General features: G+C 56.1%; 24 protein-coding genes. 18 read left to right on the top strand and 6 right to left on the bottom strand.

Annotated elements, in window-relative coordinates:
- Positions 1 to 5 precede the first annotated feature (5 nt).
- Positions 6 to 968: a hypothetical protein gene (locus ACP7E0_RS22355; RefSeq protein ID WP_426127923.1), complete on the bottom strand. Its 963-nt coding sequence runs from the start codon at positions 966 to 968 to the stop codon at positions 6 to 8.
- 248 nt (positions 969 to 1216) lie between these two features.
- Between ACP7E0_RS22355 and ACP7E0_RS22350 the strand changes: the two genes are divergently transcribed.
- The 5 genes from ACP7E0_RS22350 to ACP7E0_RS22330 all read left to right on the top strand — a co-directional run bounded on the left by ACP7E0_RS22350 (position 1217) and on the right by ACP7E0_RS22330 (position 7877).
- Complete coding sequence (locus tag ACP7E0_RS22350; protein ID WP_426127921.1) at positions 1217 to 2758, top strand: hypothetical protein; 1542 nt, start codon at positions 1217 to 1219, stop codon at positions 2756 to 2758.
- Positions 2755 to 3834: a caspase family protein gene (locus tag ACP7E0_RS22345; RefSeq protein WP_426127919.1), complete on the top strand. Its 1080-nt coding sequence runs from the start codon at positions 2755 to 2757 to the stop codon at positions 3832 to 3834. The genes ACP7E0_RS22350 and ACP7E0_RS22345 overlap by 4 nt, the downstream gene beginning before the upstream one ends.
- Positions 3821 to 5680, top strand: coding sequence for a hypothetical protein (locus ACP7E0_RS22340; RefSeq protein WP_426127917.1), 1860 nt, complete (start codon positions 3821 to 3823; stop codon positions 5678 to 5680). The genes ACP7E0_RS22345 and ACP7E0_RS22340 overlap by 14 nt, the downstream gene beginning before the upstream one ends.
- 307 nt (positions 5681 to 5987) lie before the next feature.
- A complete protein-coding gene (locus ACP7E0_RS22335; RefSeq protein ID WP_426127915.1) occupies positions 5988 to 6434 on the top strand; it encodes a hypothetical protein in 447 nt (148 codons plus the stop codon).
- A gap of 168 nt (positions 6435 to 6602) precedes the next feature.
- A complete protein-coding gene (locus tag ACP7E0_RS22330) occupies positions 6603 to 7877 on the top strand; it encodes a CHAT domain-containing protein (protein WP_426127913.1) in 1275 nt (424 codons plus the stop codon).
- A 25-nt stretch (positions 7878 to 7902) separates the two neighbouring features.
- Here the strand turns inward: ACP7E0_RS22330 and ACP7E0_RS22325 are convergent, their stop codons facing one another.
- Both ACP7E0_RS22325 and ACP7E0_RS22320 read right to left on the bottom strand, forming a co-directional pair.
- Positions 7903 to 9063 (bottom strand): DGQHR domain-containing protein, encoded by a 1161-nt coding sequence (locus ACP7E0_RS22325; RefSeq protein WP_426127911.1) that lies wholly within the window; start codon positions 9061 to 9063, stop codon positions 7903 to 7905.
- Entirely contained in the window at positions 9063 to 9923 is an 861-nt protein-coding gene (locus ACP7E0_RS22320) for an HNH endonuclease (RefSeq protein ID WP_426127909.1), read from the bottom strand. Before ACP7E0_RS22320 ends, ACP7E0_RS22325 begins: the two co-directional genes overlap by 1 nt.
- Positions 9924 to 10022: 99 nt before the next feature.
- Between ACP7E0_RS22320 and ACP7E0_RS22315 the strand changes: the two genes are divergently transcribed.
- Genes ACP7E0_RS22315 through ACP7E0_RS22270 form a run of 10 tightly spaced genes read left to right on the top strand, consistent with a single transcriptional unit; the run spans position 10023 to position 18514 of the window.
- Positions 10023 to 11078, top strand: coding sequence for a hypothetical protein (locus tag ACP7E0_RS22315; protein WP_426127907.1), 1056 nt, complete (start codon positions 10023 to 10025; stop codon positions 11076 to 11078).
- Entirely contained in the window at positions 11075 to 12199 is a 1125-nt protein-coding gene (gene dbpB, locus ACP7E0_RS22310; RefSeq protein ID WP_426127905.1) for a DGQHR domain-containing protein DpdB, read from the top strand. The genes ACP7E0_RS22315 and dbpB (ACP7E0_RS22310) overlap by 4 nt, the downstream gene beginning before the upstream one ends.
- Positions 12196 to 13563: a tRNA-guanine transglycosylase DpdA gene (gene dpdA / locus ACP7E0_RS22305; protein WP_426127903.1), complete on the top strand. Its 1368-nt coding sequence runs from the start codon at positions 12196 to 12198 to the stop codon at positions 13561 to 13563. The genes dbpB (ACP7E0_RS22310) and dpdA overlap by 4 nt, the downstream gene beginning before the upstream one ends.
- Positions 13481 to 14587 carry a DGQHR domain-containing protein DpdB gene (dbpB, locus tag ACP7E0_RS22300; protein WP_426127901.1) on the top strand — a complete coding sequence of 369 codons (1107 nt, stop codon included), beginning with the start codon at positions 13481 to 13483 and terminating at the stop codon, positions 14585 to 14587. Before dpdA ends, dbpB (ACP7E0_RS22300) begins: the two co-directional genes overlap by 83 nt.
- Positions 14584 to 15216, top strand: a complete 633-nt coding sequence (gene queE, locus ACP7E0_RS22295; protein WP_426127899.1) for a 7-carboxy-7-deazaguanine synthase — start codon at positions 14584 to 14586, stop codon at positions 15214 to 15216. Before dbpB (ACP7E0_RS22300) ends, queE begins: the two co-directional genes overlap by 4 nt.
- Complete coding sequence (queD, locus tag ACP7E0_RS22290; RefSeq protein ID WP_426127989.1) at positions 15213 to 15569, top strand: 6-carboxytetrahydropterin synthase QueD; 357 nt, start codon at positions 15213 to 15215, stop codon at positions 15567 to 15569. The genes queE and queD overlap by 4 nt, the downstream gene beginning before the upstream one ends.
- The gene (gene queC, locus ACP7E0_RS22285; RefSeq protein WP_426127897.1) at positions 15556 to 16293 is read left to right on the top strand and encodes a 7-cyano-7-deazaguanine synthase QueC; all 738 of its coding nucleotides are present in this window, start codon (positions 15556 to 15558) and stop codon (positions 16291 to 16293) included. The genes queD and queC overlap by 14 nt, the downstream gene beginning before the upstream one ends.
- On the top strand, positions 16286 to 16852 hold the full coding sequence (locus ACP7E0_RS22280) for a VUT family protein (protein WP_426127896.1): 567 nt from the start codon (positions 16286 to 16288) through the stop codon (positions 16850 to 16852). The genes queC and ACP7E0_RS22280 overlap by 8 nt, the downstream gene beginning before the upstream one ends.
- A complete protein-coding gene (locus tag ACP7E0_RS22275; protein WP_426127894.1) occupies positions 16849 to 17754 on the top strand; it encodes a hypothetical protein in 906 nt (301 codons plus the stop codon). The genes ACP7E0_RS22280 and ACP7E0_RS22275 overlap by 4 nt, the downstream gene beginning before the upstream one ends.
- Positions 17732 to 18514: an HAD family hydrolase gene (locus tag ACP7E0_RS22270; protein WP_426127892.1), complete on the top strand. Its 783-nt coding sequence runs from the start codon at positions 17732 to 17734 to the stop codon at positions 18512 to 18514. Before ACP7E0_RS22275 ends, ACP7E0_RS22270 begins: the two co-directional genes overlap by 23 nt.
- Before the next feature lie 595 nt (positions 18515 to 19109).
- Here ACP7E0_RS22270 and ACP7E0_RS22265 read toward each other — a convergent pair.
- Both ACP7E0_RS22265 and ACP7E0_RS22260 read right to left on the bottom strand, forming a co-directional pair.
- Complete coding sequence (locus ACP7E0_RS22265; RefSeq protein WP_426127890.1) at positions 19110 to 20600, bottom strand: hypothetical protein; 1491 nt, start codon at positions 20598 to 20600, stop codon at positions 19110 to 19112.
- Complete coding sequence (locus tag ACP7E0_RS22260; protein WP_426127888.1) at positions 20587 to 21069, bottom strand: hypothetical protein; 483 nt, start codon at positions 21067 to 21069, stop codon at positions 20587 to 20589. The genes ACP7E0_RS22265 and ACP7E0_RS22260 overlap by 14 nt, the downstream gene beginning before the upstream one ends.
- 140 nt (positions 21070 to 21209) lie before the next feature.
- Here ACP7E0_RS22260 and ACP7E0_RS22255 point away from each other — a divergent pair, with 140 nt between their 5' ends.
- Positions 21210 to 22091, top strand: coding sequence for a hypothetical protein (locus tag ACP7E0_RS22255; RefSeq protein ID WP_426127987.1), 882 nt, complete (start codon positions 21210 to 21212; stop codon positions 22089 to 22091).
- A gap of 371 nt (positions 22092 to 22462) precedes the next feature.
- Here ACP7E0_RS22255 and ACP7E0_RS22250 read toward each other — a convergent pair whose 3' ends face one another.
- Complete coding sequence (locus ACP7E0_RS22250) at positions 22463 to 23353, bottom strand: LysR family transcriptional regulator (RefSeq protein WP_426127886.1); 891 nt, start codon at positions 23351 to 23353, stop codon at positions 22463 to 22465.
- 127 nt (positions 23354 to 23480) lie between these two features.
- Here ACP7E0_RS22250 and ACP7E0_RS22245 point away from each other — a divergent pair, with 127 nt between their 5' ends.
- Complete coding sequence (locus ACP7E0_RS22245) at positions 23481 to 23693, top strand: helix-turn-helix domain-containing protein (protein WP_113313103.1); 213 nt, start codon at positions 23481 to 23483, stop codon at positions 23691 to 23693.
- 155 nt (positions 23694 to 23848) lie between these two features.
- Positions 23849 to 24856 carry an ABC transporter substrate-binding protein gene (locus ACP7E0_RS22240; protein WP_426127986.1) on the top strand — a complete coding sequence of 336 codons (1008 nt, stop codon included), beginning with the start codon at positions 23849 to 23851 and terminating at the stop codon, positions 24854 to 24856.
- The last annotated feature ends 5 nt before the right edge of the window (positions 24857 to 24861 follow it).

The following is a 24861-nucleotide window of genomic DNA, read 5'->3' as shown; positions in this document are numbered from 1 at the left end:
GCATCCTACCTTTCTATGACGATCGTTCGAGATAATGCCTGCTGTTCGACGATCTGATCGACCACGATAGCGGCCGCCAACTGGGCGCGCGTGCGCGGAGCGACCGAGATCAAGCGCCGACCGACGTCGTTGCGGGCGTCGATAACCTGGCCGCTTGCAGAAGGGTCGAGCGCAAGCCCGACGACGACCTTGTGTACGTCGGTTCGGGTTACGGTGCCCGAGAGTTGTCCGTCAACGATTTGGAAGTGTTTTCCAACCTCGGCAAATGTGACTTTGGGCGTGGCCGAACCGGTTACGGTCGTCGTGAATTCCAGAGAATCGCCCATAGTGGGCGGGCCGCTCAGATTATCGGCCTTCCCCGCCAGATTCTGAAAAAGCGTTAGATAGATGAACGCGTGGATCATTTTTTCGACCCCGATCTTGCCCGTGATTGGATAGATGAAATTCTCGCCGACGATCTGCCCCTTGCAGGACTTGGCGGGAACCTCGAGAAGTCCGGCGAAGTCGTCCGCTATCGTGAAGGTCCGCACGTTCTGCCGTTGGCGGTCAAGTGCCGACTTGAGCTCGAGATTAAATCCGGTTCGGACCAATGGTCTCAGGAAATGGGCCTCTGCTCCGACGTTATTGATTTCGGTCATGTCGAGGCTGAAATTGTAAACGATCCCCGTCCGCCAGAACAATGCTAGGAGGCGTCCGACATCACCGGGATAATCAGACGCCCTGACGGTAGTCGCCCCGCCGCCCGCTTGCTGGTGCGCCTTCCAAATGCGCGTTGTCGCCTCGTCTTCGCGGGTGCCTAGATAGGTCTCTACCGAATTGATTACTGCAGCCCTGCTCTCGCAGCGGATCCGGTTCACGATGTCGTAGGTCGAAACGTTGATGTAGTCTTCAGGTCTAGGATGTATCGAGCACGCTGAAAGCTGCACAGCCCCAAGCACGACAGTTAAGGCTTTCAGTACAATCCCCATCTATTCCTCCGGAGCACATTGAATTGTCCAGCCGCGATGTCTGGTCGGACGCCGTGAATCGTCCGCCCCGCTTTCCATCCTAACGAGTGGATCCTGGACAGGCTGCGGCCGGACACCCTACTGCGTAGGAATTCCCAGACGCCCCCCCCGCGGTTAAAACTTAACTAAAAGGCACATAACAACTTCATGTTGCAAAAAACACATTGCATGAATATCTTCAAGGGAAATGTCGGATATGGGGAAGTGCGATGCCAGTTACTGTGTTGCGAACTGCCGATGGCTCCTTGGATAGTAGTGATGCCGATGCATTGAAAAAACTTTCGAAAAGGCTGTCGTCAGGAAAGAAGAAAGTACTTCTCTATCTGCACGGCGGTCTTGTCGACCAGCAATCAGCCGAGAATATCGCAGGAAAATTGTCTGGAAACGGTCCATCGGCTTTAAATATCCCTGAAGATTGGGAGCAAGTTTATATCGTGTGGCGGACGGGATTGAAAGAAACATTGAAGAACAACTGGATTGATCTTCTCGAGAACGATCGTCTGTACAACGCCCTCGTCAAAAGGCTCATCTCTTACTTCGCCGAAAAGACCGAGAGCGCTGCCGCGGGCCGGGGTGGCGTGGAGGCACCCAGACTGACGGACGTGGCGATCGAGGAGCAAATCCGGTCCGGTTCCGACGTTCCATTCGCAAAAATAGATGGTAAAATCGCAACTAGAGGCGGTTTTGGCGACACCCTCCCGCTTGATGATATCAGTGATGATGAAATGGAGCTGGAACTTAGGACAGTCCTTGAACTCGACGACGACATTATCGTCTCGTCGCGGGAGATCGAGGCCCATATCGCCGAAGTATCCGATGATGTGACGCGCGGATCCTACGAAGCTGACGCCGCGAGGGGCAGGAAGCAGTTCGAACATCTGGACGAGGCCATACAAAAGGAATGGGGGGATGAGGACCCCGGCACCGGGCGGGCCCGGGCGTTTGGCGGCCTTGGCGTCCTCGGCGCTATTGTCGGTCACGGTTTCAAGATAGGCCGACGCGTCCTCCGCCGCTTCAAGGGAAGGCGTGATCACGGTCTATACGCGACGATTGTCGAAGAAGTGGCGCGCCAACTCTACGGCGATCTGATCGGCTCGGCGATATGGGCGATGATGACCAAGGACGCCGCCGATCACTTCTCGCAGGGAAGACTCGGCCGGGATCTGGTCGCGGCGCTGTCTTCCAACAAAGACGCGGACCTTCTTGTCGTAGGTCATAGTGCCGGATCGATCTGGGCGACTGAATTCCTGAACGCACGCAAGCGGATGGGAGACGAAACCCCGCTCTCTCTGGTGCTTCTAGCACCCGCCGTGCGAATCAAGAAGTTTGCTTCGATGCTTGACGCGTGCGGATCGAGTATCGCCCGGTTCAGGATGTTTGCGATGAAGGACGAACTGGAGCGAGCGGACGTTCTTCTTGGAACAGGGTTTGGTTTTGTCTACCCGTCATCGCTGCTCTACCTGGTGTCGGGACTTTTTGAAAACGAAGGCTCGGAGCCTTATTCCGATGCGCCGATTCTCGGTATGGCCAGGTTCATCTCCGCAGATCCCGACTGGCTTCCCGAAGAAGACGAGGCGGCGGCCGTGCGCAAGGTCAGGGCCTTCCTTGCCGAGCACCCCGATCGCGTCGTCTACTCGGAAACCGCAGACGGTGACCGCTTCGGATCCCGCTCACGTTCCCACGGCGGTTTCGACGACGACGTCCAAACGTTGAAGAGCATCGCCACCCATTGGCTCGAGAAAGCCCAATGAACGCGTTGGCGCTGATAGTCGGTATCGACGTCTATCCCGAAAACACCAAGATGGCGAAGCTACAGGGAGCAGTCGCGGACGCAGCGGATTTCGCCGACTGGGCGCTGAATCCCGCGGGCGGCAATGTCGCTCCCGAAAACCTCTTTTTCTGGACCTATCCTCCTCCCGTCGCTCCCGGACCGCATCTCGCCGCCTATATGACTGCTCCGACCCGCTGGCCCTACGTCGGGCCGGACTTCTCGCGGGCACCGCAGGCGATGGAGATCGTCAGAACTGTACCGTGGCTGGCCGACAAGTCTGTAGCGGCGGAGGCTGACAGGATATACGTTTTCCTTGCGGGTCACGGAGGTCAGACGAGGGCGGACGACGTCGACGAGGACCCCCAGAACTGTTTCATCGCCGCCGACTTCGCGGTGGATATGCCTGCGGTCGGGCTGGTGGCATGCGACGACCTCCGCCGCTATCTGATCAAGGCTGGCCCCGCGGAGCTGATCCTGTTCTTCGACTGCTGCCGGAACGCGATGCCCTTGAAGGTGGGCAAACCCCCGTGTCCCTATAACCGAATTTCGCCAAGAGGCCATCACCGACGACTGGGAGTGGGACGAGCGGCGCAGGACGCCTGCGTGGCTTACGAGACCCTTCCCGGCGCGGCGAACGCTATAAGGGGAGCGTTCTCGAAATTACTGGTAGGGGGGCTGAGAGAACACCGCGTCGATGGCCGTCTGACACTCCGGGACCTGGAGGAGTACGTCAGTGCGGGGATAAACGGACTCGTCAGCCCTAAAGTGCAGTATCCAGACTTCCTCGAAAAACCGAGGCCGCCTGCCATAATCCTTAGCGTCGGACCGCCGTTGTCGGCAACGGTCTCCCTGAATTTGAACTTCGTAAATATCGCGGAGGGGACGCAGTTCGAGATCCGGGACCAGTTCGACGCTCTCGTTCAAGTGGGAACAGTCAGCGCTGCGAGACAGACATATGCCCTGCCGATCGGAAGCTACTCGATTGACACGGCGGACGGTGCAACCCTCAACGTTTTCCACCACCTCGGACCGGGAGAAACCGATGTCGTCATCTAGCGAGACAGGCCGGGCATCCCAGACCATAACCGTGAAGGCGCCTTTCGGCGTCGAAATAATGATAAGGTCCGGCGCTTTCGACGAGATCGCACGAGGTTTCGACAGGCTGGAACTTAGTCTCCCCCACGGAATCTACACCGTCCGGTGGGAATGCGCAGGCAAAATCAGCCAGCAGATAATCAAGCTGAAGGACGCGCCGCTGGCGCTCGGATACGATGAATCGGCTGACAGAAGGGAGGCCGAAGCGATCGCCACGGTCGTCTCGCTCTCCAACTCGCGACCGAAGGGCTCCGGCCTCGTGATCGTCGTCATAAGTCCGGATGACGGAGGCAAGACCTCGCTGCTTCGTGATTTCCGGGTGAGTTCGCTCAATGACAAAGGCCGGAAGGCCGTCGAAGGGACCCGATGGGACGCCCATCAGGCGCTGGTGTTTGATCTGGCCCCAGGACCATACCTGCTAACCTACAGGAACCCGGAACGGATATTGATCGACCAGTGCGTCCATGTCCACCCGACCAGACAGACCGTCGTCGTCATGGCGTCGGCGAGGATTTCACAGCCCGAGCGAGCCCGCAACGAAGTGAGGTTCCGTACTCGCGAGGGTATCAATCTTGCGGCGACGCGAATAATCTCGCTGCCGAGCGGCGCGCCTATGGAAAATCTGGCAAGCAGACTTCGTGTAACCGGATGTTTGCTTGATCGGTTGGCGAGAGGATACTTTGGACCGGATCCGCGGCTGTGGGAACAGGCTTCGCAGTTTGCAGATCCCTATCTCAGAATGTACGAAACGTCGCTTTCGCTCGGTCTTTCGGGTGATCCAAACGATGATGTCGACGCAACCCCTGCCATTGATCTCGACGCGGAACCTGCGGAGATCCCTTCAGGACAAGTCGTGGACGCCTGGTCGTCCGCAGATACGCTTTGCGCGATGTGGCAGCGGTCGCTGAACGGCAGTGTTTCAACCGATCTGGGGTTCAGCGACCTTCCCGCACCTCCGATGCTCGAACTGTCTTGGGACTGGGCGACAAGGTGGAGCTCGACAAATCCGGGGCAACGGAAGTTGTCCGCCGAGCTTGTCGCTGCGTCCAACGCCCGGGTAAACGCCTCGCCTTGGCTTGCATGGAGAAGCGCTGCCAAACGGGAGTCGGGCGCGCATATAATCGACACCATTTCGCATGCGGAGAAGGTGACCCGGGTTTTCAGCGAAGTTCTGACTTCGTTGGCGGCTCCCACGACCTCGAAAAGGAGCATTCGTGGCAAGGCGTTTGAAGTGCCCTCCTTCGATATGAGCCTGCTCTCCCCGTCGACGCGCCAGCTTGCATCGACGTTGCTGACGAAAATGGCCGACGCGCCCGACGGTGGCCCGTCCAGACTTGTGAACGACATGATTTCCTATCTCAAGGCTCCGCCCGCGGAAGTCGCGCAGCAGATCGAGAAGGCGATGCTGGAGGTGACGGCGGCTTCGGGCTCCGTTGAACGCGTGCTGGACGATGTCTTCACATCCGATCCCCACAAGGGCCGATTCGGCGGAAGAACCGAGGCTGAGGGGATCAAGGTGGAGCTCGTCGACTGGGGCTCGTCCAACGATCCCGAATACCTCTCCCTCAAGATAGGCATCACGGCTCCCGACAGCGCGCCGAAGCCGACAGGTCCGGTGAGGCTCCATCTGCATCCGACGTTCAATCCCTCCTTGGAATTGGTAGCGTGGAAGGGCCGGAAGGCGAAATTCAGATGTTATGCGATGGGGGGCTTCACCCTCGGCGTCGAGACGATGATCAACGGTATCAGGCTTGAACTCGACCTGGCTCTCGATGAGAGGCTGCCCGATTGGTTCAGGGAGCGATAACTGGTGTTTCGCCTCCATCTCCGGGCAACTCATCCGTGAAGGAGAAAGGGGTGCCCCGTCCGTATGGGACAACCGTCTTCGGCGACGCCAAGTGACGACCGCTCTAGACTGTTTGACCGATCCTTTGGATGGATGCGTCGGACGTCCTCTTCCGGCGAATTGATCGCCTTTTACGAAACGCAGCGATTTAGGCGAGTTCTGATACTTAATGGGCTGAAAACTATGCCAACTTCCATTCGCGACCCGAAGCTCTGATAATTATCGTCTAAAGACAACTATAAGATGAAACGATAAAGCGAGCGAGAAATTGGAAGAACTGCACACCCCGCCATCACTGCGCACATTGGAATTGTTGATCATCGTCGTAGAAAAACTGGTCGAGGAAAACGGCGACCTCACCCGAACCTGGTTGAAACGCTATGTTTTTTTAAACGATGACCGGACAACTGACGCGACGCTCAAACATGGCATAGATAAAAAGTTACTCGTCCAAAAAAGGCAGGGTTACATCGGCTTGGCCAAAGGCGTGGGTGTGTCCGACGCCGTCATTGGCGAGGAAAGCGCTACTACCCGGAGATCGAGAAGCAACTCAAGACACTTTGGCTCGCCAACAACTACAGCGCCTCTGAATTCATTATCGAGAATACCGCTCGCCGAAATGCGAAAATCGTCGGCCCGTGGACCCGCCCCGATTTCACTTTGGTCTCTCACAAGAAATTTCCGTTCACCATCGGACACGAATTTGACGTCGTGACCTTCGAGGTCAAACGTCCAGATGCTTCGAACGTGCTCGCTGTCTTTGAGGCACTCTCACATACCAGTGCCGCTACGAAAGCCAAGTCGTCTTTCCAATCACCCCGAAAGAATGGTCGTCCAACTCGCCTGACAAACCGGCTATCTTTTTGAAGGGCCGGGATCGGAAATGGTCGCAATGCTGTCGCCGGCAGGTCACTATATTATTGGCGTACGGGCGAAAGAGTTAACTGCTCAAACCCTTGCCGTCAGTCTGCGAGCCGCTTCGACGCTTGCGTCATCGATCCGATTGCCCAACGGCGTTAACAAGACGTCAGAACTGCGGGATTTTACCGGGTATGCAAGTGGTGGAGGGAGCAGTGGCGGAACTAATAAAGCAGAGCGCGTTTTTCGCTCGGTGCAGGAATCGCTGGCGCGACATACCCCGGCGCCTTTAGTCGAGATCATCAGCAGCAGTCATACCGGCGTTAAGCTGATTGCAGATGCTCCATTGGAATGGCTGCCGATTGGTGATCTGCCGATGAGTATCGCGTTGGACGTCTCTCGCATTCCGGCAACGCCAGGAAACTTGATGATGATGCAGTTGGCGAGGACGCAAACACTCTACCTGCCACCCAAGGCCTTTGAAGAAGTGCTGGTAGTATCATCTTTTGCACAGACCGATCCTATTCGAAATGATGTGCGCCAAGCCATGGACGTGTTTGCGGGCAACTCCAAGCAGAGCCTAAAATTTCGGCAGGTGTCGGTAAGCACGAGCGATGAGTTCGTGGCCGCCGTCAACGATTTTCATGGGGCGATGATGATTTTTGACGGTCATGGGTCGCACGACAAGAATTCCGGCGTTGGCGCGTTGCACATTGGGTCAGAAGCAGTCGACATATGGGAATTGCGAGGTCGAATGCGTCCTCCGCCGGTTGTCGTTTTAAGTGCCTGTGACACGCAGTCCCCCGACCGGACGCATGCGACAGCGGGAGCCGGCTTTTTGACCTGCGGCGCGACGTCAGTGGTCGGGACATTTCTTCCGGTGCGTTCGAAGAGCGCCGCGTTGTTCGCAGCACGCCTTGCACTCAGAGCCGCCTGGTATACCCAGGCTGTCGTTGGCGGGGCAAAGCGGCCAATCCTCTGGAGTGAGGTCGTTGGTGGCATGCTTCGGCTCGATTTCTTGTCAGACCTGATGGGAGTTCTCGAAAAGAAGAACCTCGTCGACGCTGATCAAGCGTTTGCAACTAGAACTTCAGTTAACATGCTCGTGCATACAAGGGACCCCGACTGGTGGCCGCAGGCCAAACTAAAGCTTCGTGCGGCAATCGGTTGCGATGAAGAAACGTTGAAAAAGCTCATTTCCAGAACTGTCGCCGAGGGCGACAGCATCCGTTACACACATATCGGCAATCCTGACCTGCTCTGCATTACAGATTTGGACGTTATGAATGCAGGCAGGTGACAAGACTGTGTTAACGCGTCCGCGGTCACACAGCGTCGGCAGGAGCGGCTGCAGCACCACCCTGTTCGGCAAGATGCACCTGGAGCCAGTTTCGATCGACGACTTTCAACCCCTCGTACCAGGGCTCCGAATTCGTGACGTTGAACGACAGCGCCTCGAGATCGTTCATGATCTGGTCGCGTCCGGCGCGGGTGTCGTAACTGGTGCTTGACCAATCTGCCTTAAAGAAGCGCGGGCTGAGAGTGTTCAGGACATCACGGGTGATATTTTTGACCTTCTCAGGGTCGCCCGGGTCGACTTGGTTACGCAGATGGGGATTGCGCGCCCACGTCTTCATCGTGGTGCATACGAACTGCGTGATGCAAATCAGGCCCACCTTCGACATGAGCTTGCTTCCTTTCACAAAAAGGTCGGGCCATTCCTCCTTGATGACAGACCACATCGCGATCAGAAACGCGTTCACGCTATCGAGGTCTTCGAGTTCCCCGAAACCAAGTGATCTGACCTCCGCTGCCATTGACTCGATTGCCGATGGAGCCACTATCCGAGCGTCAACGGAGTTGTTCGGCCAATCGACGATCCCCCGGAAGGGGCTTTCGTCATCTTCGTCCAAAACCCCCACGGATCCGAGATTTGGATCCTGTGAAAGGCGCGCCGTCCGCAACCGGATTGCGAGTTGCTCCTGTGAATAATTGAGCGCGAGCGCGCGGATGTGATCCGGAGGTACTTTGGCGGACTTGTTATTGATAACGAGGAACTGGAACGCCATTTCCAGATCGGTTGCTTCAAGGATAGCAACGATCGGTACAAGCGTGGCGTCGTTGACGGCCTGCAAACCGCGCAAGCGGTGCTGCCCATCAATGATCAGCCCCGGTTTTGGTTGACCGGGCACCGCCTCAAACCTGATCTTTGAGATGTTGCCTTGTGCCGCGACATCGACCTCCTTCAGGCCAACGACGATCGCGGTTGGGATTGTGTTGTCCGGATCGTCGGCAAAAAACCGCTTGATGCTGGAAATCCTGCTCTTCTTCGGTTCGCGCTGTGGACCGAGTTTGTTGTCGGGTGCCAATCGATCGACATCCGTCCAAGCATCGACCTCTCCCGCCGGAGCCTGGAAGAGAGCGAGGAGCGGACCGCCGCCGTCGGCGCGCTGGCGAAAAACGAAGGCGTCATATTCGTACTGCATCAACCCGGGATCCACTTTACCATTGTACGCGTCTCGTCGTGGACACGCATGTTGAAGAAATCATAGCCCTGTTCGAGATCGATCTTGGCCGGGCGATCCCGTGGACCGATCGTTAGAAAAGCGTCTCGAAGCGTGGTGCCATTGGCGCGGGCATAGGTTGTTGCAGCGCGCATGTGAAGTGCCATCTGCACTTCGCGCGGCACAGGCGGAGGTCCATCGACTTCGTCGATATCGGAGAACACGATCGGTTGGATCCACGCCATGTGCCACGTCGCTATATGGCCTTTCGTGCTGTTGCAGGATTGGCAGGCCAGGAGCAAGTTTTCTTCGCCAGAGTCGCCACCAAGAGCACGCGGCCAAACATGGTCCACAGTTGGCTTCAATTCTCCCTCCTCCATATCATGGACCGCGCCGAACAACCTGCCGCAACTATAGCAGCGTTGCCCACCCGTCCGCAGGACGGCCTTCCTTAAGCCGTCGGGGATGTTCCTTCGCATCTGCTCGGCGCTGACGAGCACCTCCTGGATCAGTTCGCCGAAATCTGCTCCATATTCTATCGGCGTCAACTGCACGATATCGCACGTGCGCGCTCTCAATTCGCGAATTTGATCAAGGCGATTTGCCGCACTCTCTCTGACGTCGTTGCCAAGTTTTATCAAACGCTGCTGGAGATGCAGCAGCGAAGCGCCAATCAGGAAATTCGACCAGTCTCCATATCGCCTCGCAAACCGAAGTCCAGATTCGGTGAGAGCGTCGGACAGGTAGCGAGCTTCCTTATGGTTCTTGAGGAGCAGAAACAGCAGGCGTTCGCCCGAGGTGGTTGGGCGCCAAGGTTCGGAGTCGTCAATGAATTCGATCATGAGCCATCAATATGCGGTGCAGATGCATCCGAGGCTACAACCCAGCACTTAAAAAAGCTACCGGTTTTTGCAACTATCATACAGTATGACGTGGCCGGCATGACACGTGTCCGCAGTTTTTCGGGGATCAAAAAATCTGGTCGCAGTTTCTGGGTTGACCTAGTAACCATACCGCAGTTATCTCCGGTTAAGGATTTACCACGCTCTAATTGCGCCGTGATGTCGGCTGGAATTGATATGCATGCAATCATCACAGCTTGTGCCAATCGTAAGCACCACAACGCCGATTTCGGCACAACCGGACGCAACCTGCCCTACGGTAGCCTCTCTGATGTGAGCGCCGAGTGGAAGAGCCGCCTTTCCGTTGCCCCAGACGTTTCTGTTGCGCGGGATTTGTACGGTGGTCGCTCCTTTTCCTTGGCTGTCTCTGCGGCTGCCTGCGCCAAAGCCAAACTTTATATTGTTTCAGCCGGGCTGGGCTTTCTAACGTCGGAGCAGTCGGTCCCGGCCTACGATCTCACAGTGTCCGCAGGCTCCGTAGACTGTGTCCTCAATCACATTAAGCCAAGTGCGTCAGCGGCAGAATGGTGGCAAACGCTCATAGATCCGGACGAATTACGCGCAACTCTGCGATCCACTGGCGGCCTGATCCTTATCGCCGTCGGCGCAGCCTATCTCAAAATGCTTGAGCCGGTTCTGCTGGGTCTCCCGGACGAAACGGTCGAGCGCCTTAGAATATTCGCGGGATCCGCAACCTCGACGCTTTCTGGACGTCTCGCGGGTCAAATTCTACCATACGACGCGAGGCTAGATGGTCCGCAAAGTCCCATCCGCGGGACAATGATCGATTTTGCTTCCAGGGCGCTTCACCATTTCGCAACGACGGTTGTGACCGAACAACCGCACGGCAGCGTCGCCAGTCACGCCAAACAGGTCGAGAGTATTTTGATGGCCTGGAGCCGCCCAAGCGTTTCATCGGGCGTTCGCCGATCTGACGCGGATATCAAAACTCTGCTTCGCCAACACTGGGATCGAACCGGCGGATCGACCGGAAGGCTTCTACGGGTGCTGCGCGATGAACTTGCCGTTGCCTGTGAGCAAAAGCGATTTTCCCGGTTAGCTGGGGAAGTACGAAGTGAAGGGAGTCTTGCATGAACTCCGAGACTGAAAGCCTCGTTGTACGGGCGGTCAGGACGCAGCAGGGCGACGCGATCGATGTCTATGCGTTTTTCCTTTATGGATCCGATCTGACGCGCGTTGCCGATATCAGCCGCATCCACAGGGATGAAAAGGACCTGAAGGGTTTCCAAAGAAAGGAAATCCGCAGTCACGTAAATTCAATCGTCGAGTTCCTCGACAGTGGTCCTGTTCTTTTTCCGAATGCGATAACGCTGGCGTTTTCACCAGAAATCCACTTTGAGCCGTCGCGCGGGCCAAAACCCAATGGTCTGGCCGAGGTCGGTGTTTCCGGCACCCTCACCATCCCCTTTCGCACGGCGGGCGACCGGGCTGCCTGGATCGTCGATGGGCAGCAGCGTTCACTTGCTCTTGCCAAAGCGAAAAACAGCAGATTTCCCGTGCCCGTTATTGGGTTCGTGTCACGGGATCTCGCGGTTCATCGGGAACAATTTATCCTCGTGAACAAGGTCAAAGCTCTGGATGTGCGGCTTATCAATGAGTTGTTGCCAGAGGTGGGAACCCTTCTTCCAAGAGATTTGGCGGTCAACCGACTGCCGAGCGAACTCTGCAATCTCCTCAACAGACAGCCGAAGTCTCCGTTTTATAAACTGATCAAACGTGCCTCGGACAATCCTGACGACGCCAGTATCATCAGCGATACCGCTTTGATAGCAGCGATCAAACAGAATCTGCGCCCGCCGCTCGGGGCACTTAGCCAGTATAAGCATTCCCCGGAAACGGCAAACCCGGACGCCATGTTTGAGACGCTGTCACTCTATTGGTCAGCGGTGCGCGATACGTTCCCAACTGCCTGGGGCTTGGCTCCCACAGAAAGCCGTCTGATGCATTCGGCCGGTATCAAGGCGATGGGCGCACTGATGGATCAGATTATGCTTCGAGCAGATAGTTCGGAGAATCCAGACTTGGAAATCCGTGAAGCGCTTCGGCGACTAGTACCTCATTGCGCTTGGACGGAGGGAGTCTGGGCCGACCTCGGCTGGGCTTGGAACGAAATTCAGGGCACGCCGCAACATATCACCAAACTAGCCGACCATCTGATGCAACTGGATCGCAGGCTGTCGAGGCCAAGCCGATGAAGTTCATTTTCGCCGATAGTCTCGATCACGTGGACCCCGGGTATGATTTTCTCCGCGATCGATATGCGGAGGGGCGAGTTCCTTACTGGAATGATGCCTATCCGCACGAAATCATGGGATATGCTCCTTACGACGGCATGCTCGTATCGCGTGGCATTGTTGGAGGCGCGGCGGTCGGAGGCAAATACACTGAGGCTCAAGCAATGCGCTTTCGGCGCGTTGGCGCGAGAGAGTTTTTGAGGCTTGATAAGCCGCCGTTCGATAGGCTTCCGATTTTTGGTGACTGCGGCGCCTTTACTTATCACAAGGACGAGCGGCCTCCTTATACGCCGGAGGATACCGCCGAATTCTATGACGACGGTCGCTTCACGCATGGCTGTTCGGTCGATCATATCATCTTCGACTTTGATGAAAGCCTGACCGGCTTCGATGGCGGTACGGCAGATGCCCGCAGGCGCTTCGACATCACATTGGAAAACGCGGCAGAGTTCCTCAGGGCGACATCACACATGTCCGGTCGCTTCATTCCCCTCGGCGTTATCCAGGGATGGTCACCGGGAAGCATGGCAGAAGCGGCTCGCAGGCTTGTGGCGATGGGCTATACATATCTCGCCCTCGGCGGCACTGTGCCATTGAAAGCGCCTCAAATCAAAGCTTGCTTGCGCGCGATTCGTGATGTCATCCCACAGAACGTCCGCCTCCATATATTAGGATTTGCAAAAGCTGATGAAATCGAAACCTTTCAGTCTTTCAACATAACTAGCTTTGATACTACCTCGCCGCTGATACGTGCGTTTAAGGATGCAAAAGCGAACTATTATCTACCGACGCCAAGCGGCGCTCTGGCTTACTACACCGCCATACGCGTGCCCCAGGCGCTCGAAAATCCAAAGCTCCAACGCTTGGCTAAGCAGGGCGCCCTGAACCAAGAGAAGCTAGTCTTAATGGAAGCCGATGCGTTAAACGCGCTTCGCTGCTATGACCGTGGCGATCTGGGCCTGGAAGATACCCTTGAAGCCGTGATCGCCTACGCGGCGCCGGCGCTGATGGGCGCGCCTATTGGCGATCTCCCCGGGGTGAAGGCAATAGACGAATTGCGAAGCCGTTATAAGCGCACGCTCACTGACAGGCCGTGGAAGATGTGCGGATGCCCGATCTGCAAATCACTCTCCATTGAAGTCGTGATTTTCCGAGCCAGCAATCGAAACAAACGACGCGGCATTCATAATCTCGGGGTCTATGAGGCCCTCGTCCGCAAGCTACCATGCAGAAGTGAAGTAAATGACGACATTCAAATTCCCGGCAATCAAGGCGCGGCAGAGCGATCAGCACATAGTAGTCTCGTTTGCAGCCCTTGCCTCTGAACTGCAGCAGTTTGCTTTTATCGAGCGCGTCGCGCGCGACAGTAGCGGCAAGCTCAGTGGTTTTCAGCGGCCGCAGATCGCTGGCCATATTCGCGAAATCCGGGATTATCTGGAAAAGTCGGAGGCGATCCTGCCCAATCCGATCGTTGTGGCATTCACATCGGGCATGGAGATCGAAGATCTTGATGACCTCGGACGCTGCGTGGTCAAGATAACGTCTGATGATGGTCCTGTCGGCTTCGTCGTTGATGGACAACAGCGGTTTACCGCACTCTCACAACTACCTGACAAAGATTTCCAGGTGTTTATATCGGGCGTCGTCTGTGAAGACGAAGCCGAACTTCGCCGCCAGTTCGTCCTCATCAACAACACACGACCATTGCCGAAGTCGCTGATCTATGAACTGCTGCCGACAGTCGGAGGACTACCAAGACGTCTCGGCGATCGCGCATTTGCCGCTGAACTCGCGGCCCGGCTCAATTTTGATGCCAAGTCGTCGCTCAAGGGAATGATCCATCAGCACACCAACCCTGCCGGCATCATCCGCGATACCGCCATCCAGCGGGTAGTGATGAATTCAGCGACAGACGGTGTCATGCGGGAAATGATCCGCGAACCTAATGGTGAGGAGCTCTGCTTCGAGGTGATCAATCAGTTCTATGCCGCCGTCAAATACGTGTTCAAGGACGACTGGAAGGATCATACGCCAAAGACGTCCCGACTCGTCCACGGCGCAGGTATAATGGCACTTGGCTATGTCATGGAAGTGCTCGCGTTACTGGACGGCGCACGCACATGGCAGGATTTCTCAAAGGGCCTTTCATCACTCGTTGGCAAAACAGCGTGGACCTCGGGCCATTGGGAATTCGCGTCTGATGACCAGCGCCATTGGAAATCGGTGCAAAACGTCAATCGTGACATTGTCAGCCTTGCGCAATATCTGATTACAATCGTGCGAGCCGACGCAAAAGCCCGCCGGGCGGCCCTCATTGAACCGCCAAGCGGTTTGCCGGAGGACTCATGACCTACGCCGTCAAAGAATTGTTCAAAACACTTCAGGGCGAGGGCGCGCAGGCGGGCCGCGCTGCAGTTTTTTGCCGATTTACAGGATGTAATCTTTGGTCAGGACGGGAAGAAGATCGTGAGAAATCGATCTGCCAGTTCTGCGACACCGATTTTGTTGGGACGAATGGTATTGGCGGCGGCAAGTTTGCAAATGCCGCGGTTCTCGCCCAGGCTATCGCGTCGACGTGGGGATCGGGAAGTCGAGGCCGTTTCGTGGTCTTCACCGGGGGCGAACCGCTGTTGCAACTGGACACGCCTTTGATCGAAGCCGTCCATGCTGCCGGCTTTCTGATCGCCGTCGAAACCAACGGAACAATTGAAGCGCCGGCCGGGATAGACTGGATTTGTGTCAGTCCGAAAGCGGGCTCTGAATTAAAACAGGTGCAGGGAAACGAACTGAAGCTTGTCTACCCTCAGGTCGACGCCGGTCCCGATCGATTCGCGGATTTGTCGTTTGATCACCATTGGCTTCAGCCGATGGACGGCCCCCGACGCCTTGAGAATACCGCTGCAATTGCCGCCTATTGTCTCGAACACCCACCATGGCGGCTGAGCCTCCAGACGCACAAGTTGATTGGTATCCCATGAAGATCACGCAAGCCTTTACCTTTGAGGCGGCCCATCGCCTGCCGAATGTCCCCAGCACCCACAAATGCCACCGGATGCACGGGCATTCCTACCGCGTTGAAGTGCAGTTGTCTGGCACGGTCGATCCCTATACTGGCTTCGTGATCGATTTCTTTGATGTCGAAAGCGCGTTCAAGCCATTACTGGAGCAGTTGGACCATCACACGTTGAACGATCTTGAAGGTCTCTCCAATCCGACTGCGGAAAATATCGCCGTCTGGATCTGGGAAAGAGCCAAACCACGCCTTGATCAGTTGTCGTCGGTCAAGGTCTTCGAAACTCCTTTTTGCTGGGCGGAATATGATGGCGACTGAAATCCAAGGTGCGCTAGTGCTTTTCTCCGGTGGGCAGGATTCCACCACTTGCCTTGCCTGGGCGCTCGATCGTTTCCCACGCGTGGAGACGGTAGGGTTTGACTATGGTCAGCGGCACAGGGTGGAGTTGGATTGCCGCTCAAAACTGCGCCACGAACTCTCCGCAATCAATCCGACGTGGGCTGACCGCCTTGGCGAGGATCACACGATCTCGCTCTCTGCGCTGGGCGAGATTTCCGAAACGGCGCTGACTCAAGACATCGGGATCGAAATGGAGAGCACTGGGCTCCCCAATACTTTTGTACCGGGCCGTAATCTGATTTTCTTGACGTTTGCCGCAGCACTTGCCTACCGCCGCGGTCTGAAGCATGTGGTCGGCGGCATGTGCGAAACCGATTATTCAGGTTATCCGGACTGCAGGGATGACACGATCAAGGCGCTCCAGGTCGCCCTCAATCTGGGGATGGAAAAACGATTCGTGCTCGATACACCGCTCATGTGGATCGACAAAGCGGCGACATGGGAGCTTGCGAGCAGCCTGGGCGGAAGCCGACTGATAGATGTTATCGTCGAGGATACCCACACCTGCTATCTCGGTGATCGCGGCAACCGGCATAACTGGGGCTTTGGATGTGGAGTGTGCCCGGCATGCGACCTGCGTGCCAAGGGTTACAACAAGTTTGTTGCGGAGGAAACCCACACGGTGGAGACGGTTCATGGTTGAAGCAGATCGTATTCGTCGCGTCGAGGGCATTGTATTTCTACTTGCCTTCGCCGCTTGCGTGCCGGCAGCCAATTATATGATTGGTCACGTTGGAACGGTTTGTGTCCCCAATGGGCCATGTCTGATCCCGGTGGGTTTTGGTCTGACGGCGCCGAGCGGCGTCTTGCTTGTTGGTCTGGCGCTTGTGCTTCGTGACCTGGTTCAAAGGCGCCTCGGACTGCTTTGGTCGGTGGCGGCGATCGTGGTCGGCGCGATCTTGTCAACCACGTTCACCGCCCCGTCCCTTGCCCTTGCCTCGGCTTCGGCCTTTTTGGCCTCCGAAATTGCCGATCTTTTCGTCTTCACGCCCTTGCAGCGTCGCGGCTTAGTCGTTGCTGCCCTCAGCAGCAGCGTCGTCGGGTTGATCGTCGACAGTGCCATGTTTCTGTGGCTGGCTTTCGGATCGTTTGATTTTCTCGCAGGTCAGGTTCTTGGAAAGGCCATCATGGTCGCAGCGAGCCTTCCGTTCCTGCTCCTGCTTCGCAATCGCGATCGCAAATTGGGGCTCTACCCGGCATGACCAAAAACCTTACCAATGCAGAAGAGCCCGTCGGCCCGTTTCAAGCGATTTGGCACGCGTTGTGGGGCCACCGCTTCGAACACTATCCACAGGTGGCTCAAGACGGTGAGGTCAAACATCTCAAGACCAACCTGGTGCTTGAGCGCGCCAGCCGCGAGCTCGCACACTTGACGCTCCCCTCTGATGGAAGTCTCGAAGCCCCCTTGAAGCTCGCCCGGCAGTCATTGGACGAAGTCAAAGCGTTGACCGACTATCAGGACGGCAAGGCGACGCGGTTGCTGACTATCATCACATTTCTGAGCGCCTTTTCGGGCGTGCTGTTCGGCCGGTTTGCCGACACCTACCCTTTACGGACCTTCTTGGACGGTCTTTCCATCGGCAACTCTGCGACCTACCGCGATGCGCTTGTGCCTTTGTCCTACCTTCTCTTCATTGTATTTGGGCTACTGGCGGTATCCGGCGCTCTGGTCACGTTCCATGCGATCCGCGCCAGGTTCCGCTATCCCAAGGTCGCCAGCGAGAACGGAAAACCAAAATCCTATGTGTTCTTCAAGCCGATCGCCGAGGTCTCGCCGGAAGACTGGAGCAAGGCCTTCCTGTCCGAAGACCCCAGTAAGCTTAAGGGCGACTTGCAGCTCGCATACCTTAAAAACTACATTACTGAGGCCTATCTGGTGGCAACGAAAGTAGCCGACAAGTTAAGATACCTGGAGCCCGCCCAACAGCTGCAATCATGGGCGATCAAAGCCCTGCTTTTTTGGCTAATCGCGTTCAGTGCAACGTTTGTCTTTGTAAGCCCGCCACAAAAGGATTCTAATGCTGTGATTCGAAGCGCGGTCACCAACGACTGTGCCACAAGCCAAAAAGATGCCGCACTCAATGCTAGTCGCAACTGCCAATAGAAGAGAGGGCACTGTATCGACGCCGGTGGTATGTCTGGACGCGGACAATACCCTTTGGGATACGGACGGGGTCTTCGCAGTTGCTCAACTTCAATTGCTCACGGGTATCGCCAAGGCACTGCAGAAAAAAGTCGGCGCAGCTAACCAGCTCGCTTATGTGCGAGATGTGGACCAGGAACTGGCATCCCGTCATCATCTCGGCCTTCGTTACCCACCTCGTCTCCTGATCGCTGCCTTATGCCACAGGCTCGACGGAAGCGACCCAGCCACAGCCGCGCGAACAGCATGGAGTGATCCGACCGCGATACCGCTGTCGGATGGTGCCGTTGAAGTGATCGAAAGCCGGTACTTTTCAAATCTTCGCAGCACGCCTAAGCTTTTGCCCGGTGTCCTCGAGGGGCTGGAAAAGATGCACCGTGCCGGAGCGACACTTGTTATCGTCACCGAGGGCGGACGGCAGCGAATCCAAAATGTGCTTCGGGCAAACAATATTGAGGGGTACATCGATCGCGTCATCGATGCTCCGAAGCGCAAAGAGTTGTTTGTCCGCCTGAAACGGCTTTTCGGTCCTGCGGTACAGGTATTCATGATCGGCGATCAGGTCACCCGCGATATTATCCCCGCTACAGCAGCCGGCATTAAGGCGATCCACGTCGAGGGCAAATTTAGACCGATATGGGAAATTGGCTCCGACGCTTCAATTTCCCATAAAGCGGCTACGTTCGAAACTGCAGCAAACACTGTCCTCGCCAGCGCCTGAAGAGGGGCCATTTTGCCCTATATCGACGGCTTGACGTCGTCTGGAGTATCACTCTCTCTGCGGGAGATCTCGGCGTCAATCGCCGCCCTAATAAAGGCCAGCCGATCTTCCCCCTGCTTGAGATGCGCGTCCATGCGTGCCTTCGCACCGTCCGGCAAAGTAAGGTTGATGTTCTCCGAAAATTTCTTTTTACGGCCCATGGCTTGCGGGGATCGCATGCGAAATATTTCGAGTCAAGATCGCCTTAAATCATGTACATGTTATTGACGATATATCGTGTACATGATACACCCATCATATCATGTACACGATATGATGGGTACCTAAGATGAGCAGAACAACACCGAACGTCACTCTGAAACGTACAACCGACGGCTACCAGGCTGACGATGGCCGGTTCCAGATCGCGCGAAAACCTGGCCGCAGTTATACCAGGGGTCCTTTTCACACCTACTGGGATATCGCCGATCGGCAAACGGGGAAAAGCCAGGTCGGATTATACTCGCTCGACGACGTTCGAGCATGGATACTCAACGCGCGTGAAAACGCAAAATAGGCGCGAAATCGCGCCTATTTTTTTCAGTCAACTGTTCGACTAGGCATCAATGGTCTGGGTCAGGTCCGCCCACTTGTCAGACAGGATCTTATCGACAACAGCGTTGATAATATATGCCGTGTTCTGTGCCTGCCCTACGGCCATATCTTTACCACCAGTGCTTTTCAGGGGAAGGCGACGTATCTTGCCATCTTTGATCTTTGTTCCGGTCAGATCGGTCCAGTGCTTGCGATATCGTTCCCACCGAATTTTTGTGAGACGATCGCGCAACTCTTCGAGCGATATGACGGGCTTTTGCTCCCAGTTGCTCTTTTGCTTTTCGACTTCCGCCTTGAATGCTTCATCAACGGTTTTGCTGGCGTCCGGAACACCGATTGCCGCAGCCAGTGGACCAATCTCGTCAATACGAGCCCGGTGATACGCCAATGCGATTGCCTTCAAGGCGAAGGGCCAGCCATGGACGTAGATGCGACGGAATGGATCACTGCTTGCCGGGGTGTTTTCCAGCCACTGAGCCGAGAATTGCTCACCAAGCATCGTGAGAAAATCGCTGGCGAAGGGTTCAAAATAGGGCACGTGGAACCGCTTGAAATGTTCCGGCTTGATGCGTCCCTGGCTTATAACGTTCAGCAGCATCTGCTCCATGGTGCTGAGATCGACGATATATTTCGTGGCGGTTTCGCTCGTGCTGGTGTTGCGACCCGTCGCAAGCCTTTCCTCGAAAACCGTGCCTTGCTGAGCGGCAAAGCGCAGTTCGCTCAGGGCAGACGAGGTATCCAGGCTGATGACCAGATTCTTGTTTTTCTTCGATCCCCTGCCGTTGCGATCAGCGAAACTCTGGCCGGCCTTGCGTTCGTCGACGTTGAGTTCGACTTCCAGCGTAATGATCATGTCGTCCAGGGCGCCGGCATCGATCGCATCCTTGGAATTTGCCACGGCAAAAAGTGCCGCAGTCTGTGTCTGTCCGTCTGCCTGCATGATTGGTGCTTTGGGAAGATAGGCCATCCCGTAGAGCCCATGCGGATTGGTTTCGTCCAGAACGACGAATACCGTTCTATCAAACACCTTCGACGACTGCCATCCAGATATGGTCGGCAAGAACAACGTGCGGTCGCCGCGGATGCCCTCAAGCAGATAGTCCTTGAAATCGTTCTTGTTCGCAGCCTTCTGGCCCTTGAAGTCGCTCTGGGTGCGATCGTGCATGTCTTTCATGCCAAGCGCATTGTAATCCTGTGGCGGCGGGTTCGACGGGTCGTACTTGACGAGATCGACAAACGTCTGAAGCGAAATGTTCAGTGTTACCGCTACCCGTGACTGACCGGCTTTTGCAATAAATCCTTTCCTTGAAAGGATACCATTGACGTTGCTGTATCCCGCCGCTGGCGACTGGAATTCGTAAGCGCCAGTCTGCATGGCCTGCAGCGCCTGCGGATCGTCCTGAACCCTGAGGATCCTCAAGCCGCCGTAGGCTGGATCCTTGGGAATAGAATCCGTGTGAATGACCTGGGGTGTGAGATTAGGAATTTTCATTGTCGTTCCTCGCTTTGGTTTGAATATTCGGTATTTTAGGAAGCATTAATATGGTTGGCCGTCCTGTGACGTTGCCGGCGCCGCGCATCCAATCGGGAAGCGTGACGAGTTCAAGGTTCAGGTTCATCACCTCGTTTGCCAACGAGACTTCATCAGCAAAAGAAAATGCAGCGACGACACCACGGACGGCCCGAAAGCCAAGTTCCCTTCGGGCAAGGGCGACGTAAGTGAGAATCTGGCCGATGGCGCGATAGTCTGCGTGAAGTTTGAATTCCCACTCGCGGATCGTGTCGTGGAGGTCAATCGTCCGCATGTCGGCTCTCAGACGTGAGAGAACATATCCCTGCTCTTTCTTTGCTAGATGCTCCTGCGGACGCGCTCGGCCCAAGTGCCGGGCAAAATAATCACGGACTTCGCGTTCTTTGGCACCGTTGTCATCTTCTGCAATCACATTAATCTCTTTCGCCAATCTGGGTATCTCCATTGAACTAACATAAATCTCGGAGATTTCAATAGATGCTGACAAGATTCATTCTATGTGTTGCGAAATTTTTGGCTCTGACTAAGTTGATTGACTTGAGGCCAAGAGATTTGCGAGGCAAGCACGCGATGTTTGATTATTTTACCGACCGGGAATACGGAGCACGGCCACCGATGATCGATGTCATCGACGAGCGTCTGTGGGCCGGGCTTTACAGCTTGATTGAAACCCGGACCGGGGACGGCTCGTTCGGGTTGCGTTTTCCCGAGCAATGCTCGGATGGGAATGGCCCATTCGGTTGCGATGAGCAATCTTTCCGCAGAGTTCTCGCAGCCGAAGTACCCTGGCCAGAAGGACGCCTTTCACCAAGCGAAGTCCCGGCCACCCCCGTCATCCTCGACCTCCTAGAATTCTGTGCTGGCGCTGTAGGCAAACCCATCCAAAAGTCCTTCCACTCGTACTTTGGGCACTACCACCTCAATTGGGATCGCGCAGCCGGGCTTGAGTTGTTCGTTGCAGATGTGAACATGCTGTTCAGCCGCAATGCGGTCGCGTTTGAACTTACGCCCGCAGGGCAGGCTCAGCGTCGGCTACCGGCGCCGCTAACGGAGGCGATTGGATGGGCGCTTTTTCATACAGGGGACGGCGAAACGGATCGCCTGCTCGAGGCCGCACGGCGACAGATCTTGTCACCAAAGGCGGAAGATCGGCAGGATTCTCTCGAGAAACTCTGGGACGCGTTTGAACGGCTGAAGACCTTGGAGCCGGGGGCGAACAAACGCGTCCAGGCAGACGCGCTGTTAGACAGGGTCGCTGCGCCTAACTCGGCGTTCCGTCAAATGCTGGCGCGCGAAGCGCTCGAACTGACGAATATTGGTAATAGCTTCCGGATCCGCCATTCAGAAATCACGCAGGAGGCCCTGAACTCTCCAGACCAAGTTGACTACCTATTCATCCGCATGTTTGGGTTCGTGCGGATGGTTCTAAAGGGGACCGGCCGTGGCGGATAAGAAGACGAACAGACCGAAGAACGGCAAGGCCAGCCCGCGCCGCAAGCGTCGCACGGCTACTGGCGGAGGTGTTCCGGCGCGATCGAGGTCAGTTCCGGTAATTCTGGCTATGCCGGCTACGAATATCAGATCGAGGTCACCGTCTGGGCGGCGCTTGATCTGTTGCTGGCCAAAGGCGCGACGGACGAAGTCGTCATCGAACCGCGCTCTGTCGCGACCCCGGGGCAGCGCCCAGCCAGGCAGGCGGGATGACCAGGCGGGGGAGTTGGAGCGGAGGGCGCGCGTCGACCGAAACCGCACGGCCTGTCGTCGACATAAAACGTCCAATAATATAGGTTTATCAATGGCTTATAGTTGCCAAATCATTGGGTCTAGCGCACCTGCCGGGCGAGTGATCGCGCAATATCGACAATGTCATTGCGTGACGTCGTAGGATCCTCAGCGTTCCAAGCAATACCCAGCCCAATCCGGAAGTCAACGCCCCTCACCTTACGGAGTGCAAGGTTGCGGTTTGGAAGATCGCCAGTCCATTCCGGAGCAAAGCCGATCCCAAGCCCGGCGGAGACCAGCGAAACCAAGGAAAAAGTGTCGTCGCAGGTGTAAGCGATGTTCCGTGTCAGATCATGCTCGGCGAACTTTTCGGCGAAATATCTCTCCGTGTAGGAAAGGTTTTGCCGCGAGAAGGAAATGATCTTCTGGTCGCGCAGATCATCGATCCCAATATCGTCTCGGGTGGCAAGCGCGCTGCTCTTCTCGACCGCCAGCAAATAGCGCTCATGAGCTATGGAGTGAAAACGTAAAGAGCCAATATTCTCCACCGGTCGGATAAAGCCGAGATTGATCTGACCGCTCTCAAGACCGCGGATGATTTCGTCGGTCGTGCCGCTTGAAATATGCAGCTGGATTTCCGGATATTTTCTGGCGATGCGGGCGAGGAATGCCGGCAGCACGCCCACAGTAGCCGGATATATGGTTCCGATTCGGATTCTCGTCACCGTCTTGCCCGCGACTGACCGCGTTATCTCGGTGCTCAGATCGATGTCGCTGAGGATGCGTACACACCGCTCGTAGAAAGTGGCGCCTGCCCTCGTCAGTTCAACCCGACGTGTCGTGCGAACCAGCAGTTGGACACCAAGCTCGCGCTCCAGAGACTGAATCTGCGTACTCAGCGCTGGTTGTGCGATGTGAACTCTCGACGCTGCGCGAGCGAAGTGAAGTTCTTCGGCAACTGCTACGAAATAGTGGAGTTGGCGAAGTTCCATACGGCTGTGATCCGCCTGTCTAGAATGAAATTCCGTGGGGTCCATAGACGCCGATACCGATGCTCGGATGGCGAATGTAGAGAATACTCCGTGGTTGAATACTCTACAACCCCTTTCTCTGGCGTGTATGGAAATACGCGAAACATTTGCAAAAAATTTGAGGCGCCTTCGCCAATCGAAAGGGCTGTCGCAAGAAGAGCTTGCTCATCGCGCTGACCTTGACCGCACCTACATAAGCTCTCTTGAGCGTTCGATATATAGCCCGAGCATAGACGTAGTTGACCGGCTTTCGACGGTTCTTGGTGTGGAGGCTGCCGACCTACTCAAGAAGTCGAAATGATTTCTCACCGGGCGCATTGATAGGCCAACTTTAACAATGGCCGCCAATCCCTATTAGACCCGGCTCCCCGCGCCCATCACCATCCTCCCGGGAACAACAAACCGGGAGACCCTGCCGTGAATGCAAACCGATACCTTCCTCTCTGCCTGACGCTGATGCTTGGTGGCGCGCCCGGCTTGGCCTTTGCCGAAACCCTCGTCGTCAACAGCTATGGCGGGCCTTACGAGGCGATCATCGAAGAACGGATCATCAAGCCGTTCGAGGAGAAAACCGGTATCGATGTCGTTTATGACGCTGTCGGTTCGGCCTCTCAAGACTACGCGAAAATCAAGGCCACCCGGGGCCAGCCCGGCTTCGACGTCGTGGTCATGACCGCCTCGCAGTCTCTTCAGGGCTGTAAAGACGGCCTTCTAGAGAAACTCGATGCCGCGGCGGTTCCAAACCTTGGAAAACTAGTGCCCAGCCTTGCTGCGGTCGCTGGCCCCTGCGGTGCCGTCCACGAGGTGCAGTATATGTCGCTGCTTTACCGCACCGACAAGCTGGCTTTGCCGCCGACCTCCTGGTCCTCGCTGCTTGATCCGGAACTCAAGGGCAAGATCATCCTGCCGACGTTCCAGAACATCATGGCCGCCTTCCTGATGGAAATCATGTCCGTCTCCCGCGGCGGCGATATGATCGACAATGTCGATCCGGGATTTGCGGCGATGGCCGAGCTTGCGCGCCAGTCCGTCGGCTTCGAGCAGTCCTCGGCAATTCTGGAAAGTTACATCAAGGACGGCACCGTCTGGGCGATGCCGTTCTGGAATGGACGGGCTCAGCTACTTGTCGACCAGGGTGTTCCCGTCGATTATGTCCGTCCGAAGGAAGGCACGATCCCGCTAATCGCGACTCTGAGCATCCCAGTCGGAGCAGAGAACAAGCAAGCGGCCAAAGCCTTCATCGACTTCTTTCTGGAGAAGTCCAGCCAGGAAGCATGGGTGACCGGATACAAGGTCGGCAGCGCACGGACCGATATCGATATCCCCGAGGATATCGCCAAGCGTCAGATCACCACGCAGGCCGATTTGAACAGCCTGAAACTTCCCGACCTCTCGCGCATCGCCGACAAGCTCGGCGAATGGGGCGAACGCTGGGAACGCGACGTCGTTTCCCAGGCGAATTGAGGGGA

Origin of the sequence: Pararhizobium sp. PWRC1-1 (assembly GCF_049897905.1) — a bacterium.
Lineage (GTDB): Bacteria > Pseudomonadota > Alphaproteobacteria > Rhizobiales > Rhizobiaceae > Pararhizobium.
The sequence above is the reverse complement of the archived record's forward strand: the minus strand, read 5'-3'. Positions and strand labels throughout refer to the sequence as shown.